At 61.1% G+C, this 17,569-nt stretch carries 10 protein-coding genes and 1 riboswitch; of the genes, 4 read left to right on the top strand and 6 right to left on the bottom strand.

What is annotated here, in order from left to right:
• Positions 1–43: 43 nt before the first annotated feature.
• The 6 genes from DLM45_RS09490 to DLM45_RS09465 form a co-directional block, all read right to left on the bottom strand.
• Positions 44–1,150, bottom strand: a complete 1,107-nt coding sequence (locus tag DLM45_RS09490; RefSeq protein WP_246317265.1) for an extracellular catalytic domain type 2 short-chain-length polyhydroxyalkanoate depolymerase — start codon at positions 1,148–1,150, stop codon at positions 44–46.
• 71 nt (positions 1,151–1,221) lie between these two features.
• On the bottom strand, positions 1,222–3,288 hold the full coding sequence (pbpC, locus tag DLM45_RS09485; RefSeq protein ID WP_181336884.1) for a penicillin-binding protein 1C: 2,067 nt from the start codon (positions 3,286–3,288) through the stop codon (positions 1,222–1,224).
• Positions 3,289–3,425: 137 nt separating this feature from the next.
• Positions 3,426–8,780, bottom strand: a complete 5,355-nt coding sequence (locus tag DLM45_RS09480; protein ID WP_181336883.1) for an alpha-2-macroglobulin family protein — start codon at positions 8,778–8,780, stop codon at positions 3,426–3,428.
• Between the two features lie 375 nt (positions 8,781–9,155).
• On the bottom strand, positions 9,156–9,725 hold the full coding sequence (locus DLM45_RS09475; protein ID WP_181336882.1) for a hypothetical protein: 570 nt from the start codon (positions 9,723–9,725) through the stop codon (positions 9,156–9,158).
• 154 nt (positions 9,726–9,879) lie between these two features.
• Positions 9,880–12,330 (bottom strand): hypothetical protein, encoded by a 2,451-nt coding sequence (locus DLM45_RS09470; protein ID WP_246317263.1) that lies wholly within the window; start codon positions 12,328–12,330, stop codon positions 9,880–9,882.
• 236 nt (positions 12,331–12,566) lie between these two features.
• A complete protein-coding gene (locus tag DLM45_RS09465; RefSeq protein WP_181336881.1) occupies positions 12,567–13,691 on the bottom strand; it encodes a 2'-deoxycytidine 5'-triphosphate deaminase in 1,125 nt (374 codons plus the stop codon).
• A gap of 110 nt (positions 13,692–13,801) precedes the next feature.
• Positions 13,802–13,880: riboswitch (SAM riboswitch) on the top strand.
• A gap of 74 nt (positions 13,881–13,954) precedes the next feature.
• On the opposite strand from DLM45_RS09465, the gene metZ reads away from it, so the two are divergent.
• From metZ to DLM45_RS09445, 4 genes are all read left to right on the top strand, one after another.
• Positions 13,955–15,163, top strand: coding sequence for an O-succinylhomoserine sulfhydrylase (metZ, locus tag DLM45_RS09460; RefSeq protein WP_181336880.1), 1,209 nt, complete (start codon positions 13,955–13,957; stop codon positions 15,161–15,163).
• 8 nt (positions 15,164–15,171) lie between these two features.
• Positions 15,172–15,618 carry a Co2+/Mg2+ efflux protein ApaG gene (apaG, locus tag DLM45_RS09455; protein WP_181336879.1) on the top strand — a complete coding sequence of 149 codons (447 nt, stop codon included), beginning with the start codon at positions 15,172–15,174 and terminating at the stop codon, positions 15,616–15,618.
• Between the two features lie 19 nt (positions 15,619–15,637).
• A complete protein-coding gene (gene argE / locus DLM45_RS09450) occupies positions 15,638–16,810 on the top strand; it encodes an acetylornithine deacetylase (protein WP_181336878.1) in 1,173 nt (390 codons plus the stop codon).
• 182 nt (positions 16,811–16,992) lie between these two features.
• Entirely contained in the window at positions 16,993–17,553 is a 561-nt protein-coding gene (locus DLM45_RS09445) for an EF-hand domain-containing protein (protein WP_181336877.1), read from the top strand.
• The last annotated feature ends 16 nt before the right edge of the window (positions 17,554–17,569 follow it).

The raw sequence follows: 17,569 nt of genomic DNA, 5'->3' as shown, positions 1-17,569 counted from the left end.
CGCCGCTGCGCGTCAGGTCTCGGAAAAAAATCGCGACACGCGTTTATGCCGGTCCGCCGTCCGCGCGCAAGGCATCGAGCATCCGGTTCACTGCGTCAATCTGAGGCGCGGTGCGCGTTAGATACTCCGGGCCGGTATATCCCCACCAATCCCAGCACCCCTGCGGATTGATAGACGATGTTGCGACCTGGGGAAACAGGATGATCATCCGGTTCGTGTCGGCCCAACGGGCAAAACCCGATTCTTTGATGAACTGGTCGCCGACCATTTCCCGGTTCTGCGCACAACCATGGAAGGCGATGTGCACGCGGCACCCGGCTTGTTCGCGGCACGCCTTCGGAACATAGACGACACCCGTTTCGGCAAGTCCGCCGCTACTTCCGCTGGCGCCGAACGGACGCTGATCGAAATTGATGAAGTCCCCATCCAACCTGGCAACGCGCGGCGTCAAAGGACCGTATATTTGCGCCAACAGGCTTCCCGCCTGATCGTAATTGCAGTTGACGACATAAGGTGTACCGGACACTGAGCAGGAATTTCCCTCGCCGTCCGTCACGAAGGCATGGCCCGCCGGAAGATCGGATACGAGCTTGATGTTCTCCTCCGGCACGCCGAGCTTGGCATAGAAGAGGGCCGCATCTTTCACGATCGACGGCACGACCGTGTGATCCGCCTTGCCGGTGAAAAGATAAATCCGGTCGCGGCGAACATCATCGATAGGATCGATTTCGCCCCTGGCGGCACGCTCTTCGGCCTTGCGTGCAAGCTCGGTCGGATCGGCCACGCCCCAAACCCCGAGCAGATCCAGCATGCAGCCGTTGATAGCCTTGCTCAAGTTGAGCAGTGCCGTACCCGTTCCCGGAATAGCGCTGGCGAATATACTCTCTGAACAGCCATATGGCCCGCCCGCAATGATCGCCGCGCCGACGACGCGCTTCGCGTGCGCCATCTGAAACTGCCCGGCCATGTAGGCGCCGGACGAGATACCAGACACCGACGTCTCGTCGACATTCGCTCCAAGCTTCGGAAGCGTGCGCGCCGAATCCCCGTCGTGTTTGCCCTCGCTGCACGCCCCAAGGCTGAGCGCCAAGGCGGCGGATGCCGCAAGAGCGACCATCGATCGGCGGAAATATGAGGATGCGCGCAGCATGCGATCTCAGACGATTGTCATCGGGATAAAACCCTATCCCGGCACTCGTCGACGCGCCATCCTACACATCGTCACCGTAAACGTACGGAGACCCGGTCCGTCCGGCCGTTGGCGTCGATGACGGTCAATTTCGCGAACCCCGCGCCGCCCGGCTGCCAATCGGCCTCACGCGAATGCGCATCCGACGCAATCGGCACCCCGTCGATCAGCCACGTCAACGGCAGCGCGCCGCCGTCCGCCTTCAGCACGAGTGGATCTTCCGAATGCTCGGCCGCTTCGATTTCCGACTGATCCGGCGGGAAAGAAATCAGAACCGGCGGTTCGAGATACCGGCCTGACGCCGGATCGTCACCGGGATCGCGCCAGCGCTTCAGCGGCGCCGGAAGATCGGCGTTCTTCACCAGAAGAGCCGTAGCTGGCGCGCTGCGCAACGGCGATCGCTTTGCCGAAACACGCTGGAAGGCATCGAACAAAATCGGCGCGGCAGCCGTCCGCCCGAGAATACCCGGCACGCTCGAATTGTCCGGACGTCCCACCCACGCGGCAACGACATACCGGCCATCGTAGCCAATCGCCCATGCATCGCGATATCCGTAAGACGTGCCCGTCTTGTATGCGAAACGTCCACCTTTGGCGCTCTGCGGTGGTGGCGCATCTTTCAGAATGTCGGTCACATACCACGCAGCAAGCGGCGACATCAGGCGATGCGCATTCACGAGCGGTTTGACACGAGTGGCAGCCGCCACGCGAGCCCGCGCGTCAGTGCGATGGAAAAGCTCGATGCTGTCGCCACCGCGAGCCAGCGACGTGTAAAGCTGCGTCAGATCGAGCAGCGTCATACCTGTCCCGCCAAGCGCCATCGCGAGTGTCGGCTCGGATTTATCAGGAAAGCGTGCCGTCACACCCGCGCGGCGGAACCGCCCCGCAAGTTTCCCAGGGCCGACGCGCGACAACGCACGCACCGCCGGAATGTTCAACGACTGCGCCAGCGCCTCGCGCACCGACACCGTGCCATGATACGTCTCGTCAAAATTCTTGGGGCTATACGTGCCGAAGCGCACGGGCCTGTCGTCGATCAGCGTTTCCGGATGGGCAAGCCCGGATTCGAATGCAAGACCGAAGATAAACGGCTTCAACGTCGAACCCGGCGAACGCACCGCATTTGCCATATCGACGGCGCCTTGGCGGTCGCGATCCATGTAACCGGGAGAGCCGACCTGGGCGAGAATTTCGCCTGTCTGATGATCCGCAACGATGATCGCGGCCGATACCTTGTCGCCAATCAGCCGGGCCTGTTCACCCGCTAGCTTCTCGAGGCTCGCCTGCAAATTCCGATCGAGCGTCAGCTTGACGATGCTGTCTTGCGGACGCGCCTTCACTTCCGTTTCGGTCAGGTGCGGCGCAAACATCGGAAACGCGTACCGCGTCACCGGCATGCGCTCGGTCTTGGCCTTCGCGGCTTCCGCTTCCGTAATCGCATGAGCCGCAACCGCGCTCTCCAGAACGCGATCCCGCGCCCGCCGTGCAGCATCCGGATACCGGTCGAGACGGCGCAACTCCGGCGACTGCGGCAACGCCACCAGCAGCGCCGCTTCCCCGAACGACAATCGTCGCGGCTCCTTGCCGAAATACGCGAGCGACGCCGCACGCACGCCTTCCAGATTTCCGCCGAACGGCGCGAGGCGCAGATAGAGCTTCAAAATCTCAGTCTTCGAGAGCGTCCGTTCGAGTTCAATCGCACGCGCCATCTGCCGGAGCTTACCGAACGGCGTGCGCTCGTGCTTACCGTCGAGCAGCCGCGCAACCTGCATCGTCAACGTGGAACCACCCGACACGAGCCGAGCGTGCCGCACCATTTGCACAACCGCCCGCGCAACGGCTTTCGTATCAACGCCGTGATGCTCGTAGAAACGCCGGTCTTCGAACGCGAAAAGCAGCTTGAGATAGTTCGGATCGACATCTTTCGGATCGAGCGGCAGCCGCCACTTGCCCTCCGTCGTTGTGAAGGCGCGGAGCAACCGCTCATCGCGATCGACAACAGTCACCGAAACCGATTTCGCAGAGTCGAGCGGCAACGGTCCGGCGTCCGCAATCGCCGTTCGATACAGCGCGTACGCACCGCCGGCGGACGCAAGCATCGCCACCGCACAAGCAGCGGCCAACGCTTTCCACGCTTTCCACCCCTTCCCCCTCTCCCGTTGGGGAGAGGGTTGCGGTGAGGGGGCGGTCCCACGTCGCCGATCGAACACGCGCAGAATGCCTCGACGCACGCCGCTTACTCCTTCGCCGAAACGGTCAGCGTACCAGCAGCCGTGCGCGCGTACCGGTCAGGGCGGTACATATCTTCCACCGTCGCCGCCGGATGGACGAACGTGCCCGGATTAACGGCGCGAACGATGTAGGCCAGCGTCGTGCTGACGGGCTGCATCTTCTGCGCCGTACCGTCCGGCATCACGACGGCATCGTTCTCCGATCCGCCTTCGCCCTCCGCTTCCTCCGAAGCGTTCTCTGGATCACCACGTCCGGCGCGCACGTTCGAGAAGTTGAACGCGGCGACGAAGCGGTCATCGCGGAACTCGGTATGCTCGGGCTCCGACGTCGATTTCAGCCAATTCAATCCGGAGATCGAACCGCTATCGACAAGATGCGGGTTCTCGATCTCGAACCCGGCGGGCAGATGATCGACGACCATGACACGACCCGCTGCTTCATCCGACGTGACCTTGACGGTGATGACGAAGCGATCGTTCTGCTTCACATCGGATTTTCCGCCGCCAAGGCTCTTCAGATCGACCTTCTTTCCATCAAGCGTGTAGGCTTGACGTTCGATCTTGAAACCCTTCGATGCGGCGGGTTCCGGAGTTAGCGCTGCGCCAATGACCGAGATGACGGCATCGACCGCGGCGTCGCCGGAGTTGGTGATCGTCAACGCTCCGTCCTTCAATTCAGCAGGCTTCAGGCCTCTAAGAAGCGGACCCGTCACAGGCTTGCCGTCGACCGTCAGCTTCGTTCCCTTAACATCGTCGTTCAGCGCCTTCGCTGCGAGCAGCATCCACGCCTGTTCCTGCGTCGAGGTATAGCTGCGCGTTTCGTATGCCTTGGCGATGACATTCGCCAAACGCGGCTGCTGATCGCGGGCAATGCCGGATTCCGCAGCGAGCGCAACAAGCGCAGCGCCATCGCGCAGCGTCGAACCGTAGTCGCGGCGATAGCCCGTATCCGGCGTCGCATCGGGTAGAGCAGCCAACGCCGACTTGAAGGCACGTTCGGCCCGTTCTTTATCGCCCATCATCGCGAGAGCTGCACCCAGCTGCGCTTTGGCAAGCGGCGTAGAGAAACGTTCGATGCGCTCGTCCGCGTAATAACGCAGATCACCAACCGGCGCGCGGCCGTTACGGGCAAGAACGTAAAGCGCGTAAGCGCGATCCTCTCCGCCCTTCTCGAAGTCCGACGCATACGCAATGAAGTTCTGCAGTCGGTCCAGCGCGCGATTGAAGCCTTCACGCGGCACGGTGTAACTCGCTTCCTTCGCGCGGGTTAAAAAGTCCGTCACATACGCCGTGAGCCAGAGATCCGCATTCGACGGCCCCCAGACACCGAAGGCACCCGAAGAGTCCTGCATCTCGAAGACGCGTGCGACGGCAGTCTGCACACGCTCCTTGATTGCGCTGTCCGCCGCAATACCAACATCAGCAGCCACGGAATTCGCAACGATCAACGGCAACGCGCGCGACACCGTCTGCTCAGCGCATCCATACGGATAGCGATCGAGACGCGCGAGCAGCGTCGGCACATCAAGACGCGCCGCCGGACCAACCGAAACGTTGATGCGTGTCCGCGAGGGAATGAGATCCTGCGCCAGATCGGCCGATACGCTGAGCTTTCCACCGTTCGCCTTCAGAGACGAAACCGTGGTCCGCTTGATATCGCCCGCAGGCGGAAGAACTTCGAACGTCATTTCGCGTTTGACCGCGATGTCATTCGGACCCGTCACTGTCGCTCTGAGCGTAAGACGCCCGAGATCCTGCGGCTTGAACGGAATGCGCTTCATAGAGCGCGCACCCGCTTTGAGGTCGAGCGTCTGCTCCGAGATAGCGGTCAGCGTCTCGTTCTTGTCGTCACCATCCTTCCGGGCAAGCGACAGCTTGTAAGCCGCATCCGGTCCGTCGACGTTATGAATATCGAAGCCGAGGTTCATCTCGTCACCGAGCGTCATGAAGCGGGGAACGGCAACGGTCAGCGCCACCGCATCACGCACGATCAGATCACCCGAACCGTGACCAACCTTGTCCTTGCTCCATGCCACGGCCATCACGCGAACCGTCCCGTTGAAATCGGGAAGTTCGAAATCGACGCTCGCGGTTCCGTCCGCTTGCACGTCCACGATTCCGGAGTAGAGCGACACAACCGTCTCGACCGTCGGATTGCCCTGCATAACCGGCGCACCTGCGTCGCCGCCCGATTTCAGCTTGCCGCGATCGGCACGCATGCCATCGATCAACCGGCCGTAGAAATCGCGGATCTCGAATGCCAGTTTCTGCTGCTGATTGAACCAGGCTTCAGGCGCCGGCGTTTCGTAGCGCGTCAGATTCAGAATGCCGAGATCGACAGCCGCGACGACAACGTGCGCCGGTTCTCCCGGTGCAAGACCCTCAACCTTCAACGGCACCGTGACTTTCGCCGCTGACTTCACCTTCTCTAGCAGCGTGACGTCAACCTTGAGCTGGCGACCGCTTTGATCGACCGGCAGCCAACGAATACCGATAGCGCGGCTTGGCATACGCTTCTGCGCTTCGTCCATCGGACGATAGAGCAGCGCCGTCACATACGCGCCCGGACCCCACGCATCGGAAACCGGAACATCGACCTCGCCGCCGCCCTTCGGAATATCAACTTCCTTCGTCTCGTGCATGCCAGTGCCGAGCACTGTCACGAGCGCTCTGCCGCCAAGCTTCGAAGCAATACGCAGCTTCGCCGTGTCGCCCGACTTGTAGCTCTCCTTATCGAGCGCCACGTCAAGCTGCTCGGGACTATCGATGGCATCACCCGAAGTGTACCAGCCCGCATTGAAGATCACGCTCGACGCCGGACCGTTGGCGTCGTTCGATGCAACGTCGAGACGATACCGGCCCCAACCGATCGATTGCGAAATCTGCACCGGTCCGTCCGCAGTGGTCGAAAGCGATCCGCTGCCAACTTTGCGTTTCACCGTCACGGCATCGTACGTCCACGATCCATCGCGGCGATACCACTGCCAGTTCGTATCAAGACGCGTCAGCGTCCAGGTGAGATTGCTGGCCGCCTCCGGTTTGTTGTCCTTGTTCAGCATCACAACATCGAAGCCCGCGTTCTGGTCTTCGGGCGCCGTCATGTTTTCAAACAGCGGCTTGATGCCGATACGTTCGATTTTCAAATCCACTGGAAGCGTGAGGTTGCGCTCGATGGTACGCCCGCCAGCTTCGCGAAGCTTGACGCTAATCGCAGCTTCCAGCGGCTTCGGCGTACGCGCCATCTGCGGCAGCACGATCGGGATCGATGCTTTGCCGTCCTTGTCCATCGCGAGATTGGCTTCGAGCGGCTGGCGCGCCGGATTAACAAACTCATCCGCCTGCCCGAACACGTACCCGGCGTATCCAGGCACTTGCTTGTTCGACGCACGAACGACGACTTCACCTTCAAGGCCAAGTGCGGCAGCCGGTGGACCGTAAAGATACCGGCCATCCGCTTTGATCGAACGGCTTTCCTCCGGCGTGAGCGCCGGAACGTCGGCAGACAGCTTCATGTCGAGGCGTTCAGGCACGAAATCTTCGACCAGGAACGAACGCTGCGCGATAGCGGGCGCCTTGGGATCAGTATGCAGCCACAAGCGCCAGGTGCCGGTCATCGCCGTCTTTGCCAGCGGCAGGGTGAGCGAACGCCCGCCGAGCCCTTGGTCGTTCATGACGACGCGCGTCTGCTCGACGCCATCGGGCCGCGACACGATCAGCGTTGTCGGTACGGTTGAGGCCTTGCCAAACTGATCGCGAACGAGGCCAGTGATGTTCACCTCTTCGCCGCCACGATAGACACCGCGCTCGGTATAAACGAAAGCGTCAACAGGGCCCGCAGGATCGCGGCCACTGACGCCCCGATCCGACAGATCGAAAGCATTGAGCGTCAGATCGAGAAACGCAAATTCGCCTTCACCCTTTTCCGCAATGAGGATCGCAGGCGCCGCTCCGCCGTCGCCCTTGGTGATGGCCGCATCGAACTTCGCGTGCCCGTGCTCATCGGTTTTCGCCGTGGCGAGCAGCTCGTTATTCCGAGCGACCAGCTTGACGGTCGTGCCAGGCGTCGCGGTGGCATCGCTGAGCGAGCGAACGAAGGCATGCACGCCATCTCCGCCTGTGAACGCCGTCAGCCCGAGATCGGAAACGATGAACCACTGCGTCGCGCGCTCGTAGCTATCGGTCTTCGTTTTTTCGGTGGGCTTCGCAACGACAACATAAACGCCGGGTTCGAGCTTGCCGGTTGCCTCGGTGACAGGCACGGCCGTCGTCACGTCCTCATTGAGCTTCGAGGCAATGTCCATCTCGCCCGCGTAGACTTTGACGCCGGTGCGATCGCGAATGTTCTCGACGTCGTAGCTCGAAAGCTGCCGCTGCATGTCGCCAGACTGCAACGTCGTCGCAAGGCTGCGATCACCGATCCGATAAACTTCAACCTCGATCTTGGACGTATTGGTCGTAACGACCGGAATGCCCTGCTGGCCGCGCGACGGCAAAACGTAAGCCTTGCCCGAGAAGCGCACGAACGGCGAACGGTCCGGCACATAGACCGCCATGTCGGACGTCTTGAGCAGCGTCTCGCCAAGATCGGATGGCAATCCTGCGCGCACCTGAACGACATAACGATCGCCGTGCTTCAGCCCTTCCACGCAGAGCTGCTTGCCTTCCTGCACCAGGTTCTGCGGATCCTTGCCATTGACCGAAACGAACTTCGCGACATCCGACTGCGTGCGGCTCAAGTCTTCAGAAAATTGCAGGCAGAGACGCGGCGGTGTCGCCTCGTTGTCGGTCTTATAATCCGTAACGCGGAACCCGTATTCGGCACGGAGCTTATCGTAGGTCTCGCGGGTTTTCTGATTGTCGGCGAGTTCGAGGCTGAGCTTCAGCGCGTCGATCGCCGGACGCCAATAGGAACGGCCCTTCAGAGCGTCACCCAGTACAGACAATGCGTGTGCCTTATCGGCGGTATTCGCGGCCCGCTCGTAGCCACGATATGCAGCGCCCGACGCATAGATCTGCAAATCATAGCGCTCGCTGGTATTCTGCGGATCAGGCTTGATGGCAAGAAGGGCTTCAGCGAGACGCGTCCACGCTGCGCCATCCTGCCCGTTGAGGGCAACGGCATTTGCGAGATTGCGCGAAGCCGCGCGCGGATCGGTGACAAACGTCTTTTCAGCCTCGGCCTTGAGCGCCGCCGGCGTCCGGCCGTCAGATTTCCAATTGGCCTTCAAGAACGTTTCATAACGCTTCGCATCGGCAGCGATGCCTTGATGCGCGAACGTTTTATCGGCTGCACTGGCCGCGAATGTCGGCGCAATCAGCAGCAGCGACGTAGCGAGGACAAAGCGCGCGAGAAAGAGCATGAGAGCTATCCTGTTTGAGTGCGTAGGTAGCGGGCATGGCATCAGCCAAGAGGAGAGCAGTATTCCCCCGGGAACTGCCAAGCGATACCCAACAGAGGCGAACGGCCGAAGCGCGGCGATAACAAGGGATTTGCTGGTCGTTGCGCGTTCTTGCGCTCTTTTTCCCCAACGCCTTCAAGGACGCGAACTTTATCACGCCCTTAAAGGGCGGGGATAAGATCAGGGAAAAAATCGCTCCCAGTCCGACACCAAGGCCGTCGCGGCAGTCTCAGTCGCCTCACAGCGCACCCGGAAAGGCCCAGCCAAAAAGAAAAGAGACGGGTCGCATCCGCGCCCGCCTCTTCGAATGTCTCAATTGTTCAGCCTAGTCGCCGCTCAGTTGCGATGCGGCCGCGGCATCCCTTCGGCGTCGTCCGATTGTCCAGCCGCGATGATCTCAGGTGCAAGCCGGTCGCTCTTAAGCGCCTTCACGGGCGTCGCCATAGCCCACATGCGTTCGAACGAGATATTCGCCAACCGCTGCGTAGCGGGATCTGCGCGGTGATAGAGTTCGAAGGCATCGCGCTTGTTGGGGTCGCGGCGCAGGCAATCGCCCATCCAGACGTGCGCAGATCCGATAACAAGCTGCTCGTGAGCCGCACCAAAACGCGGATCCTTCAGAACGCGGCACGCGGCCAGCGGAAAATCGCGCAGCGACGGCGTATGCATATCTTCAACGTGAGTATCGCTGATAATAACGCGGACAAGGTGCGGATCGAGTGTGCCGTCCGCCATTGCAGCAGCAAGAACGTGAGCCACGGGGCTGTCACCATTGCGCACAATCAGCGTCGCGCCGCGGTGAGTACCCGGAAGTGCCGCAAGGCTCTCCGCCACAAAGTTCTTGAGCCGCGTTTCCTTATCCGTCCGAGCCATCGTCATGAGACTAGACGGCGAAGAAATGCGCATGTGATAAACCCCAATTCCTGCCGATCTCGTTCATTCATCGAACTACCCTCACGGGTCCGGCTTACTCATTAAGCCGGGAAGACGTTAAACAAGCGTTGCCGCTCGGTTCGTTTTATGGCGGACGCTCTTATCTCTTTTTCTGTCCAAGCGTTTTTCATTCGCCAGCGGGCGGAGCAATGCGCCGTATGAAGGCGCGATCGGCTGCCGAAAGCCGCGTATCCAGAGGCTTCGAAAGCTCCTCGTCGCCCGGAAAATCGGGGTTCTGAAACTCGGCATCTATCTCAACAGCCGCGTCCGCTTGCGTATGCAGTGCCCGGACATCCGCCTCGCCTGCTGCAGCCGCAAGCGCCGCCCTGAGACTGTCGGGAATCCGCGCCTCGCTCACCGGAACCGTGAACGTCGCGGTTTCCCGCTCAAGCACAACACGGCTCATACCTTCTTCGCGAACGGCGGCCCGAGGGATCGTGAACACGGTCGCCGGGCGGATCTCTGGAATGGGCGGCGGCACGCTGGCCGCGGGGGTCGCCGTATTGCTGTTTGCTGCGCGCACGGAAACGTCGGCCTCCGGTGCCGGAGGCGGCGGCGGTCGGCGCACACGTGGCGCTTGCGGCGGCGCGAACTCCCGCTCGGCGTCTCCCGGATGATAAACCGCCGCATACGGACCGAAGCGGGCGGCATGATCTGGATCAATCGTGAGGCTCTGTGCGGCGACATTGGCGGAAGCGGCCGCAGCAGGACGACGTTCAAAGCGCGGTTCCGGTCGGCCCGCGTTCGCAGGCGGCTCAGGAATAGAAAGCGGCTCCGTTCGCACGGACTTCGGCGCATCCGTTACGGCGCGTTCCGGAAGCATTGGTCCAGCGTCGTTCGCAGCCATATTGCGGCGGCTCGCTTCAGCCCGCCGGGCCGCCCCCATGACCGCACCAAGAATGATGTCCGACCACGCCCCGTTCGTGAACTTGTAGACGCGAAATGATTCCGATCCGGCAAATTTCGACCCCTGCCGCCGCAAGCGCTTCTGAATGCTCGCGGTGGTCGGCAAAAGCGTGCGTTTGAAGATTTTCTCTTTCTCAAAGCTCGCAAACAGATTGGCGAGTAGCTGCGCTTCAACGCGCAGATTTTCGCGTTCAGCCGGGTTGAGCCGCGGTGGCGCATCCAACGGCACGGCCACGTAGTAGTCGCCATTCATGTCGAACACGACATGGCGAAACAGTTCGAAATTCTCGCGAATTTCCGCGTCACGATGAATGTCGTTGAAGCGCGACAGGATCTCGATCACCGGTCCGCGCTCCGCCGACTGCATCTTTGGCATCAGCCCATCGAGGCGTCCGCCCGGCCGCTGCCCCATCGACACCAGAAACAGGCAAAGATCGACGAAGACCGCCACGGCCAATGGAATGTAATCGCGTTTCGAAAGCCCCGCGGCCTCGCGATCGTTCAACGCGCGAACGCTCTGTTGCGTCTTGTCGCCCGCATTCTCGACCGACTGAATTGCCTTCTTCTGCAGCTCGCGAAGCTCATCCGCAGACGGCGGCATTTGAAATGAGAGCAGACCATAGAACGTCGTCGTCAACCGACGGAAGGCTTCGATGGTCGCTTCCGAACCCTCAACCGCATCGATCGCGGGCTTCGTCAGTTCAGGAAGCTGATCGATCGCCTTAACGACACCACGCAACGCCATCTGTAGCTGCGGATCGGGGCACGAGACGTTTCCGGTCTTGCCATCGCCGAACATCGTCCGCTCTGCCCGGTCGCCAAGATCGGCTCGGATCTGGCGAAGCTGCGGATCGGTGCGGAACGCGTTGAACCCGGTCACTGTCAGATCCAGCTTACGGCCCAGCGCCCGCATGAAATCGTTACGCGTTCCCGTCTTTGCATCGAACGTCGAGGCATCGCCCGAAACGACTTTGGCCAGATCGCCGTTCAACGCCGCCATATCGCTTTTGACGGAACCGATGCGCCCTTTCACGAACTCGGACGCAAACGAAAAGCGCTGCGCGTCCTCTTCCCGCATCTTGCGGCGCGGACCGTCGCCCGGACGCGAATTCGGGCACGACGTTCCCTTCGTGCGTTCGAGCTCGGCCTTCTCCGTTGAAACCGCCGTGAGTTGCGTCAACGTCCCCTGAAGCTGCTCCAGCCGGGTCGACGCGCCATGAAGCGCATTTTCGACCTGCGAGACTGCGCTTTCGGCCGATCGCGAAGCCTCACCCCGGCTCTCCAGAACCTTCCAATAAAAACCGAAGCCAAAGCCGATCGAGATCAGCGACAGAAAGATGTATCCGAAAGCGTAGAAGACCTTGGTCGAGAACGGATGCGGGCGGAACAACTGGTCGAGCAGCCAGATGATCATCGTCATCAGCATGGCGACCGAGAACCCGGTGATCACGCGATGCACGAGCGGTAGGTCGCCCATGTTCGCTTCGATCAGCTCAAGCATACCGACGTACGTCGCGACCCACGACAACGCGCCCAACCCGACGATAAGAATGAGACGCTTGAAATCGCGCGGCGGCTTTTGAGGAGCCTCGTCGAAACGATCGCTCACCGCGCCCAGGGTGCGCCCTGTCCGGTCGCGATCGCGCCGAAAATCTGAAGCCTCGAAGGTCATCGCCGCCAACCCGCTCGTCGGTGAAGCGGCACACTCGTCTTTCAGTCTGCGTTTTTCATGTCGCAACTGCGGCTGACGGGTGTCGAATGCCCGGCGGGATTTGGCTCAGCACGCTGATCGAAACGCGACGGCCGCTGACAGTTGCACCTGCCGACGTCCGCAGCCGGCTCCCGCAGGGGAGTCGCCGGGCGCAAACCAACCGTCATCCTCGGCCAAGTGAGCGAAGCGATAGCTCTCTACTTAAAGTGCTTCGAGAGCTTCAGCCCCTGCCCCTGATAGTTTGACTTCAGCCCTTGGCCATAGATCGTCTCGGGCGTTTCCGTCATGCGCTCGTAGATCAGCCGGCCGATGATCTGCCCATCTTCGAGAATGAACGGCACCTTGTGCGATCGAACTTCGAGGACGACGCGCGAGCCGTTTCCGCCTGCGGGCGCGTGTCCGAAGCCGGGATCCATAAAGCCCGCATAGTGCACGCGAAATTCCCCGACCAGCGGATTGAACGGCACCATTTCCGCCGCATGGGTCGGCGGCACATGCACCGCTTCCTTTGACGCGAGAATGTAAAACTCATCCGGATCGAGGATCAGCCTGTTCCGTCCGCGAACAGAAATCGGATCCCAATAGTCTTCGAGCGGATACGCCCCGACCTTATCGACATCGACAACACCGGTATGGCGCCGTGCACGAAACCCGACGAGACCGTTCGCATCGCCCGCCAGATCGACTGTCAGCGCGATACCGCCGGAAATATCCGCATCCTCAGCCGAGACGAGACGCTCGCGCTTATGCAGATCCTTGAGATCGTCGTCGTTGTCCGCAGCGGTGCCGATACGGAAACGGATCTGCGACAGGCGCGAGCCTTTCCGGACCACGATCGGAAATGTCTGCGGACAGATTTCCGCGAACAACGGACCCTTGTACCCATGCGGGATCTGATCGAACGCGCCGACACCGTCAGCGATAACGCGGGTGAACACATCAAGCCGACCCGTCGAACTCTTGGGATTGGCCGAGGCTTCGACATCAGCCGGAAGCGCCAAGCTCTCGAGCAGCGGCACAATGTAGACGCAGCCTGTCTCCAGAACAGCGCCTTGGCTGAGGCTGATGGTATGCAGTCCGAGATCGTCGAGCTTCGACTGAACGCGCCCGCCTGGGCGCGGTAGAAAGCTCGCCCGCACGCGATAGGCAACGGGACCGAGCCTCAAGTCGAGGCTTGCGGGTTGAACCTGAGTTTCAGCAACGGGCTCCGCCAGAGCAATCTCGCCTGCGGCAATCATGCGCGTGATACCCTGCGCCGGCACGATACCTGCCTTGCGCGCGCTCCCTGCGGCTTTCACCGCTGATTTATCTGCTTTGGCCATGGATCCGTCTTCGTCGTTTGGTCCGGTCTAGTTCAGTGCCGCCCCAGCGCCAAGTGCCGTATCGCTTTCACCCCCTACCCCTTGACGTTCTAAGGCTCGAAGCGTAAGCCGCGAGCGTTCGTGGTCCTTTGGCCGGCCGGCTTGCAGCCACGTTAAACAAGTCGCTAAAGAGGCCGTGTGCGCTCCCGGTATCCCGCGCCCGGCCCCGTGACGGCCGACGCATTTTATGGACCGGGATTTTTATTGCGCGAAAGGCGGTCACGATGGCGAACAATCAGAATTCAGAACCCAAATCCTCCTGGCGTCCCGAGACCGCCCTGGTTCACGCTGGTACCAACCGCTCGCAGTGGAGCGAAACGTCCGAAGCGCTGTATCTGACCCAGGGCTTCGTCTACAACAGCGCCGAGCAGGCCGAGGCGCGCTTCAAGCAGGAAGACCCGGGCTATCAGTACACCCGCTTCGGCAATCCGACGATCTCGATGTTCGAAGATCGCTTGCGGATTTTCGAGGGCGCTGAGGATTGCCGCGCCACGGCTACGGGCATGGCGGCCGTCACAGCCGCAATTCTTTCGTTCGTCAAAGCTGGCGACCATATCGTCGCCGCCCGCGCCATGTTCGGTTCGTGTCGCAACGTCATCGAGACGATCTGCGCTCGTTTCGGCGTCACCTCGACGCTGATCGACGGCAAGGATCTGAACGCTTGGAAAAGCGCGATCCAGCCAAACACCAAATTGTTTTTCTTCGAAACCCCTTCGAACCCGAACCTCGAACTCGTCGATATCCAGGGCGTGTGCAAAATCGCTCGCGACAATGGCATCGTCAGCATCGTCGATAACGTCTTCGCGACGCCGCTCCTGCAGCGCCCGCTCGCCCTCGGCGCGGATCTCGTTGTGTATTCCGCAACCAAGCATATCGACGGCCAGGGACGCTGCCTCGGCGGCGCCGTCCTCGGTTCGAAGGAACTGATCGAAAAGTACGTGCAGGAATGGATACGCCAGACTGGTCCGTCCCTCGCTCCGTTTAACGCATGGGTATTGGTGAAAAGCCTGGAAACCATGCCGGTCCGCATCCGCGCCCAATGTGCGACCGCTGCAAAAATCGCCGATCTGCTTACCACGCTTCCAAACGTTACTCGGGTTCTTTACCCTGGCCGGGCCGATCACCCTCAGGCAGCCCTGGCGGCGAAACAAATGCCCGGAGGCGGGCAGATGATCGCGTTCGAGGTGGACGGCGGCAAACCGGCTGCGTTTCGCGTCTTGAACGCGCTTCGGCTCATCCTGCTATCCAACAACCTGGGCGACGCCAAAAGTATCGTTACCCACCCGGCGACAACCACCCATTTCAAGCTGACCACGGCACAACGCGAAGAGCTTGGCATATCCGATGGCATGATCCGTCTTTCGATCGGGCTTGAAGCATTCGAGGATTTAGCCGACGATCTGTCGACGGCACTAGAAGCGGCCAAGGGCTGATCACCCCAATGACCAAAAGCACACCTCGCACGCCAGCAGACCAGCCCGGCAACACCCGCTACCCATACGAGGCGGTGACCAGGGGAATCCGCATTCGCGTTGAACCGCGTTACATGGAAGACCAGTCCTCCCCGGAGGAAAGCCACTTCGTCTGGTCTTACGATGTCGAGATCAGCAACGACGGCGCGGAAACCGTTCAGCTGAAATCACGCATCTGGCGCATCACCGATGCCCTCGGCCGTACCGAAGAGGTTCGCGGCCGTGGCGTCGTCGGGCAAACGCCGGTAATCGAGCCGGGCTCCTCGTTCCAATACACCTCCGGCTGTCCGCTGAAGACACCGCAGGGCATCATGGTCGGCAGCTATCAGATGACGGACGAGGCCGGACAGCTGTTCGATGTCGCCATTCCGGCGTTCTCGCTCGACAGCCCCTACACCCGCCGCAGCATGAATTGATTATCGGCGGCAATTACTCATGAACACGTCCCGAGGCCCGATTTACACGCCGGTTGAGTTGCTCGCCCGACTTATCGCGTTCGACACGACAAGCCACCGCAACAATCTCGGCATCGTTGCATTCATCGAGGACTATCTGCTTCAGCACGGCGTAACATCGCGCCGTGTCGTCAGCGCCGACGGTGAAAAAGCATCGCTATTCGCAACCATCGGCCCGGCGGTCGAAGGCGGCGTGGCGCTCTCCGGCCATACAGACGTTGTCCCTGTCGTCGGACAGACATGGACCAGCGACCCGTTCACGATGCGCGCGGCGGACGGGCGTCTCTACGGGCGCGGTACAGCCGATATGAAGGGCTTCATTGCAGCCGTTCTTGCCGCCGTGCCGGATTTCAACGCCCGCAACTTGAAAACGCCGATCCACCTCGCCTTTTCGTATGACGAAGAGATCGGCTGCATTGGCGTGCGGCCGATGCTCGCCGAATTTTCGCGAACACTGCCGAAGCCACGCATGGTGATCGTTGGCGAACCCACATCGATGCAAGTCGTCGATGCCCATAAGGGTCCGGTCCGCTGGCAGGTCGACATCAAGGGACGCGCTGCGCATTCCAGCATGGCGCCGCTCGGCGTCAATGCCATCACATACGCGGCCCGCTTGATTACCGAACTCGAACGCATCGAAGCGAAGCTGAAACGCGATCCGCGCGACACGCGCTTCGATCCACCGTACGCCACGCTGCAGGTCACCAAGCTCGAAGGTGGCACCGCATCGAACATCATTCCGATCAATGCCGTCTTCGGCTTTGAAATCCGCGCGCTGCCGGGCCTCGATCCCGACGTGATCGAACGCGAGCTGCGCGCCTTCGCCGAAAACGTATGTCTGCCGGAGATGCGCGCCACCGCGCCTGAAGCCGATATCGTCATCACGAGAACCAACATGGTTCCGCCGTTCGGCGCGGATCCCGCGTCTGACGTCGTCGCGCTTGCGCTTAAGCTGTCGGGCCAGAACGAAACCTACACCGTCTCGTATGCGACCGAAGCTGGCTTGTTCCAGGACGCTGGAGCCCCCGCCGTTGTCTGCGGACCGGGCGACATCGCCCAGGCCCACACGGCCGACGAATGGATTGCCGAAAGCGAAATCGCCAAGTGCATGACGTTCCTCCGCCGCCTTGGCGAATGGGCTGAAACCGCCTGAACTGTGCATTAGCGGTGCATGGACCGCCGTGTTCTGCCTCTTTCTGTGGCAAGTGCGTGACAGCGCCGGTACATATGCTCGCAGACTCACCACTTTTTCGGCACCCGCCGCGCAATCGACAGAGTGTTGAGGTTACGAATGGGCCGCCCAACGCCCGTCAGAGGTAGAGCGAGAGATCATCTATGCCCAAGCGCCTGAAATCGACACTCGGACCTGTCTCGGCCCTCTGCGCCGGGCTTGCGCTTGCAGCATGTTCAACGGCCTCCGCACCGACGATTGGCTCGATCAACCCCTTCGGCGGCAACTCGCTTTCGGAAGTTGACCGCGCATTTCTACAGGCCGCCGGAAGCTGGGACACCAATCGCGACAACGTCGTGACGTGCAACGAGTGGAAGTCCTATCAGGAAGACCTCTTCAACGGCGCCGATGCCAATCACGATGACTCGCTCGATGCCAACGAATGGCCGAACCTCGTCAAAGTCGATCGCCTCTTCGAAACGGCGAACCTCGCGTACTACGATCAAAACAAAGACGGCAAAGTCTCGCGCGCCGAATTCGTGGAAAAGCCCAACCCGGCATTCACGCTGATCGACAAGTCGGGAGCCTGCAAGCTCGACGGCTCGCAGATCGCCAGCGCCCGCTCCAAAACCGAGTACGACGTTTCAGGCTCGAAACCTGCGAGCGGCGATCCACGCGAAGCAAGCGGTCAGGCTGGCAAGGTCGCGAACGGCGGCATGCGCTAAGCACACAAAGCGGGCG

The organism is Hyphomicrobium methylovorum (assembly GCF_013626205.1).
Lineage (GTDB): Bacteria > Pseudomonadota > Alphaproteobacteria > Rhizobiales > Hyphomicrobiaceae > Hyphomicrobium_B > Hyphomicrobium_B methylovorum.
This window is presented reverse-complemented; position numbering and strand designations above follow the sequence as displayed.

Bases quoted from the DNA above. Each gene is read 5' to 3' on its own strand.
- pbpC (WP_181336884.1), bottom strand. From the start codon at position 3,288: ATGCTTGCGTCCGCCGGCGGTGCGTACGCGCTGTATCGAACGGCGATT.
- DLM45_RS09480 (WP_181336883.1), bottom strand. From the start codon at position 8,780: ATGCTCTTTCTCGCGCGCTTTGTCCTCGCTACGTCGCTGCTGCTGATT.
- DLM45_RS09445 (WP_181336877.1), top strand. From the start codon at position 16,993: ATGCCCAAGCGCCTGAAATCGACACTCGGACCTGTCTCGGCCCTCTGC.
- apaG (WP_181336879.1), top strand. From the start codon at position 15,172: ATGACCAAAAGCACACCTCGCACGCCAGCAGACCAGCCCGGCAACACC.
- DLM45_RS09465 (WP_181336881.1), bottom strand. From the start codon at position 13,691: ATGGCCAAAGCAGATAAATCAGCGGTGAAAGCCGCAGGGAGCGCGCGC.
- argE (WP_181336878.1), top strand. From the start codon at position 15,638: ATGAACACGTCCCGAGGCCCGATTTACACGCCGGTTGAGTTGCTCGCC.
- metZ (WP_181336880.1), top strand. From the start codon at position 13,955: ATGGCGAACAATCAGAATTCAGAACCCAAATCCTCCTGGCGTCCCGAG.
- DLM45_RS09475 (WP_181336882.1), bottom strand. From the start codon at position 9,725: ATGCGCATTTCTTCGCCGTCTAGTCTCATGACGATGGCTCGGACGGAT.
- DLM45_RS09470 (WP_246317263.1), bottom strand. From the start codon at position 12,330: ATGACCTTCGAGGCTTCAGATTTTCGGCGCGATCGCGACCGGACAGGG.
- DLM45_RS09490 (WP_246317265.1), bottom strand. From the start codon at position 1,150: ATGCTGCGCGCATCCTCATATTTCCGCCGATCGATGGTCGCTCTTGCG.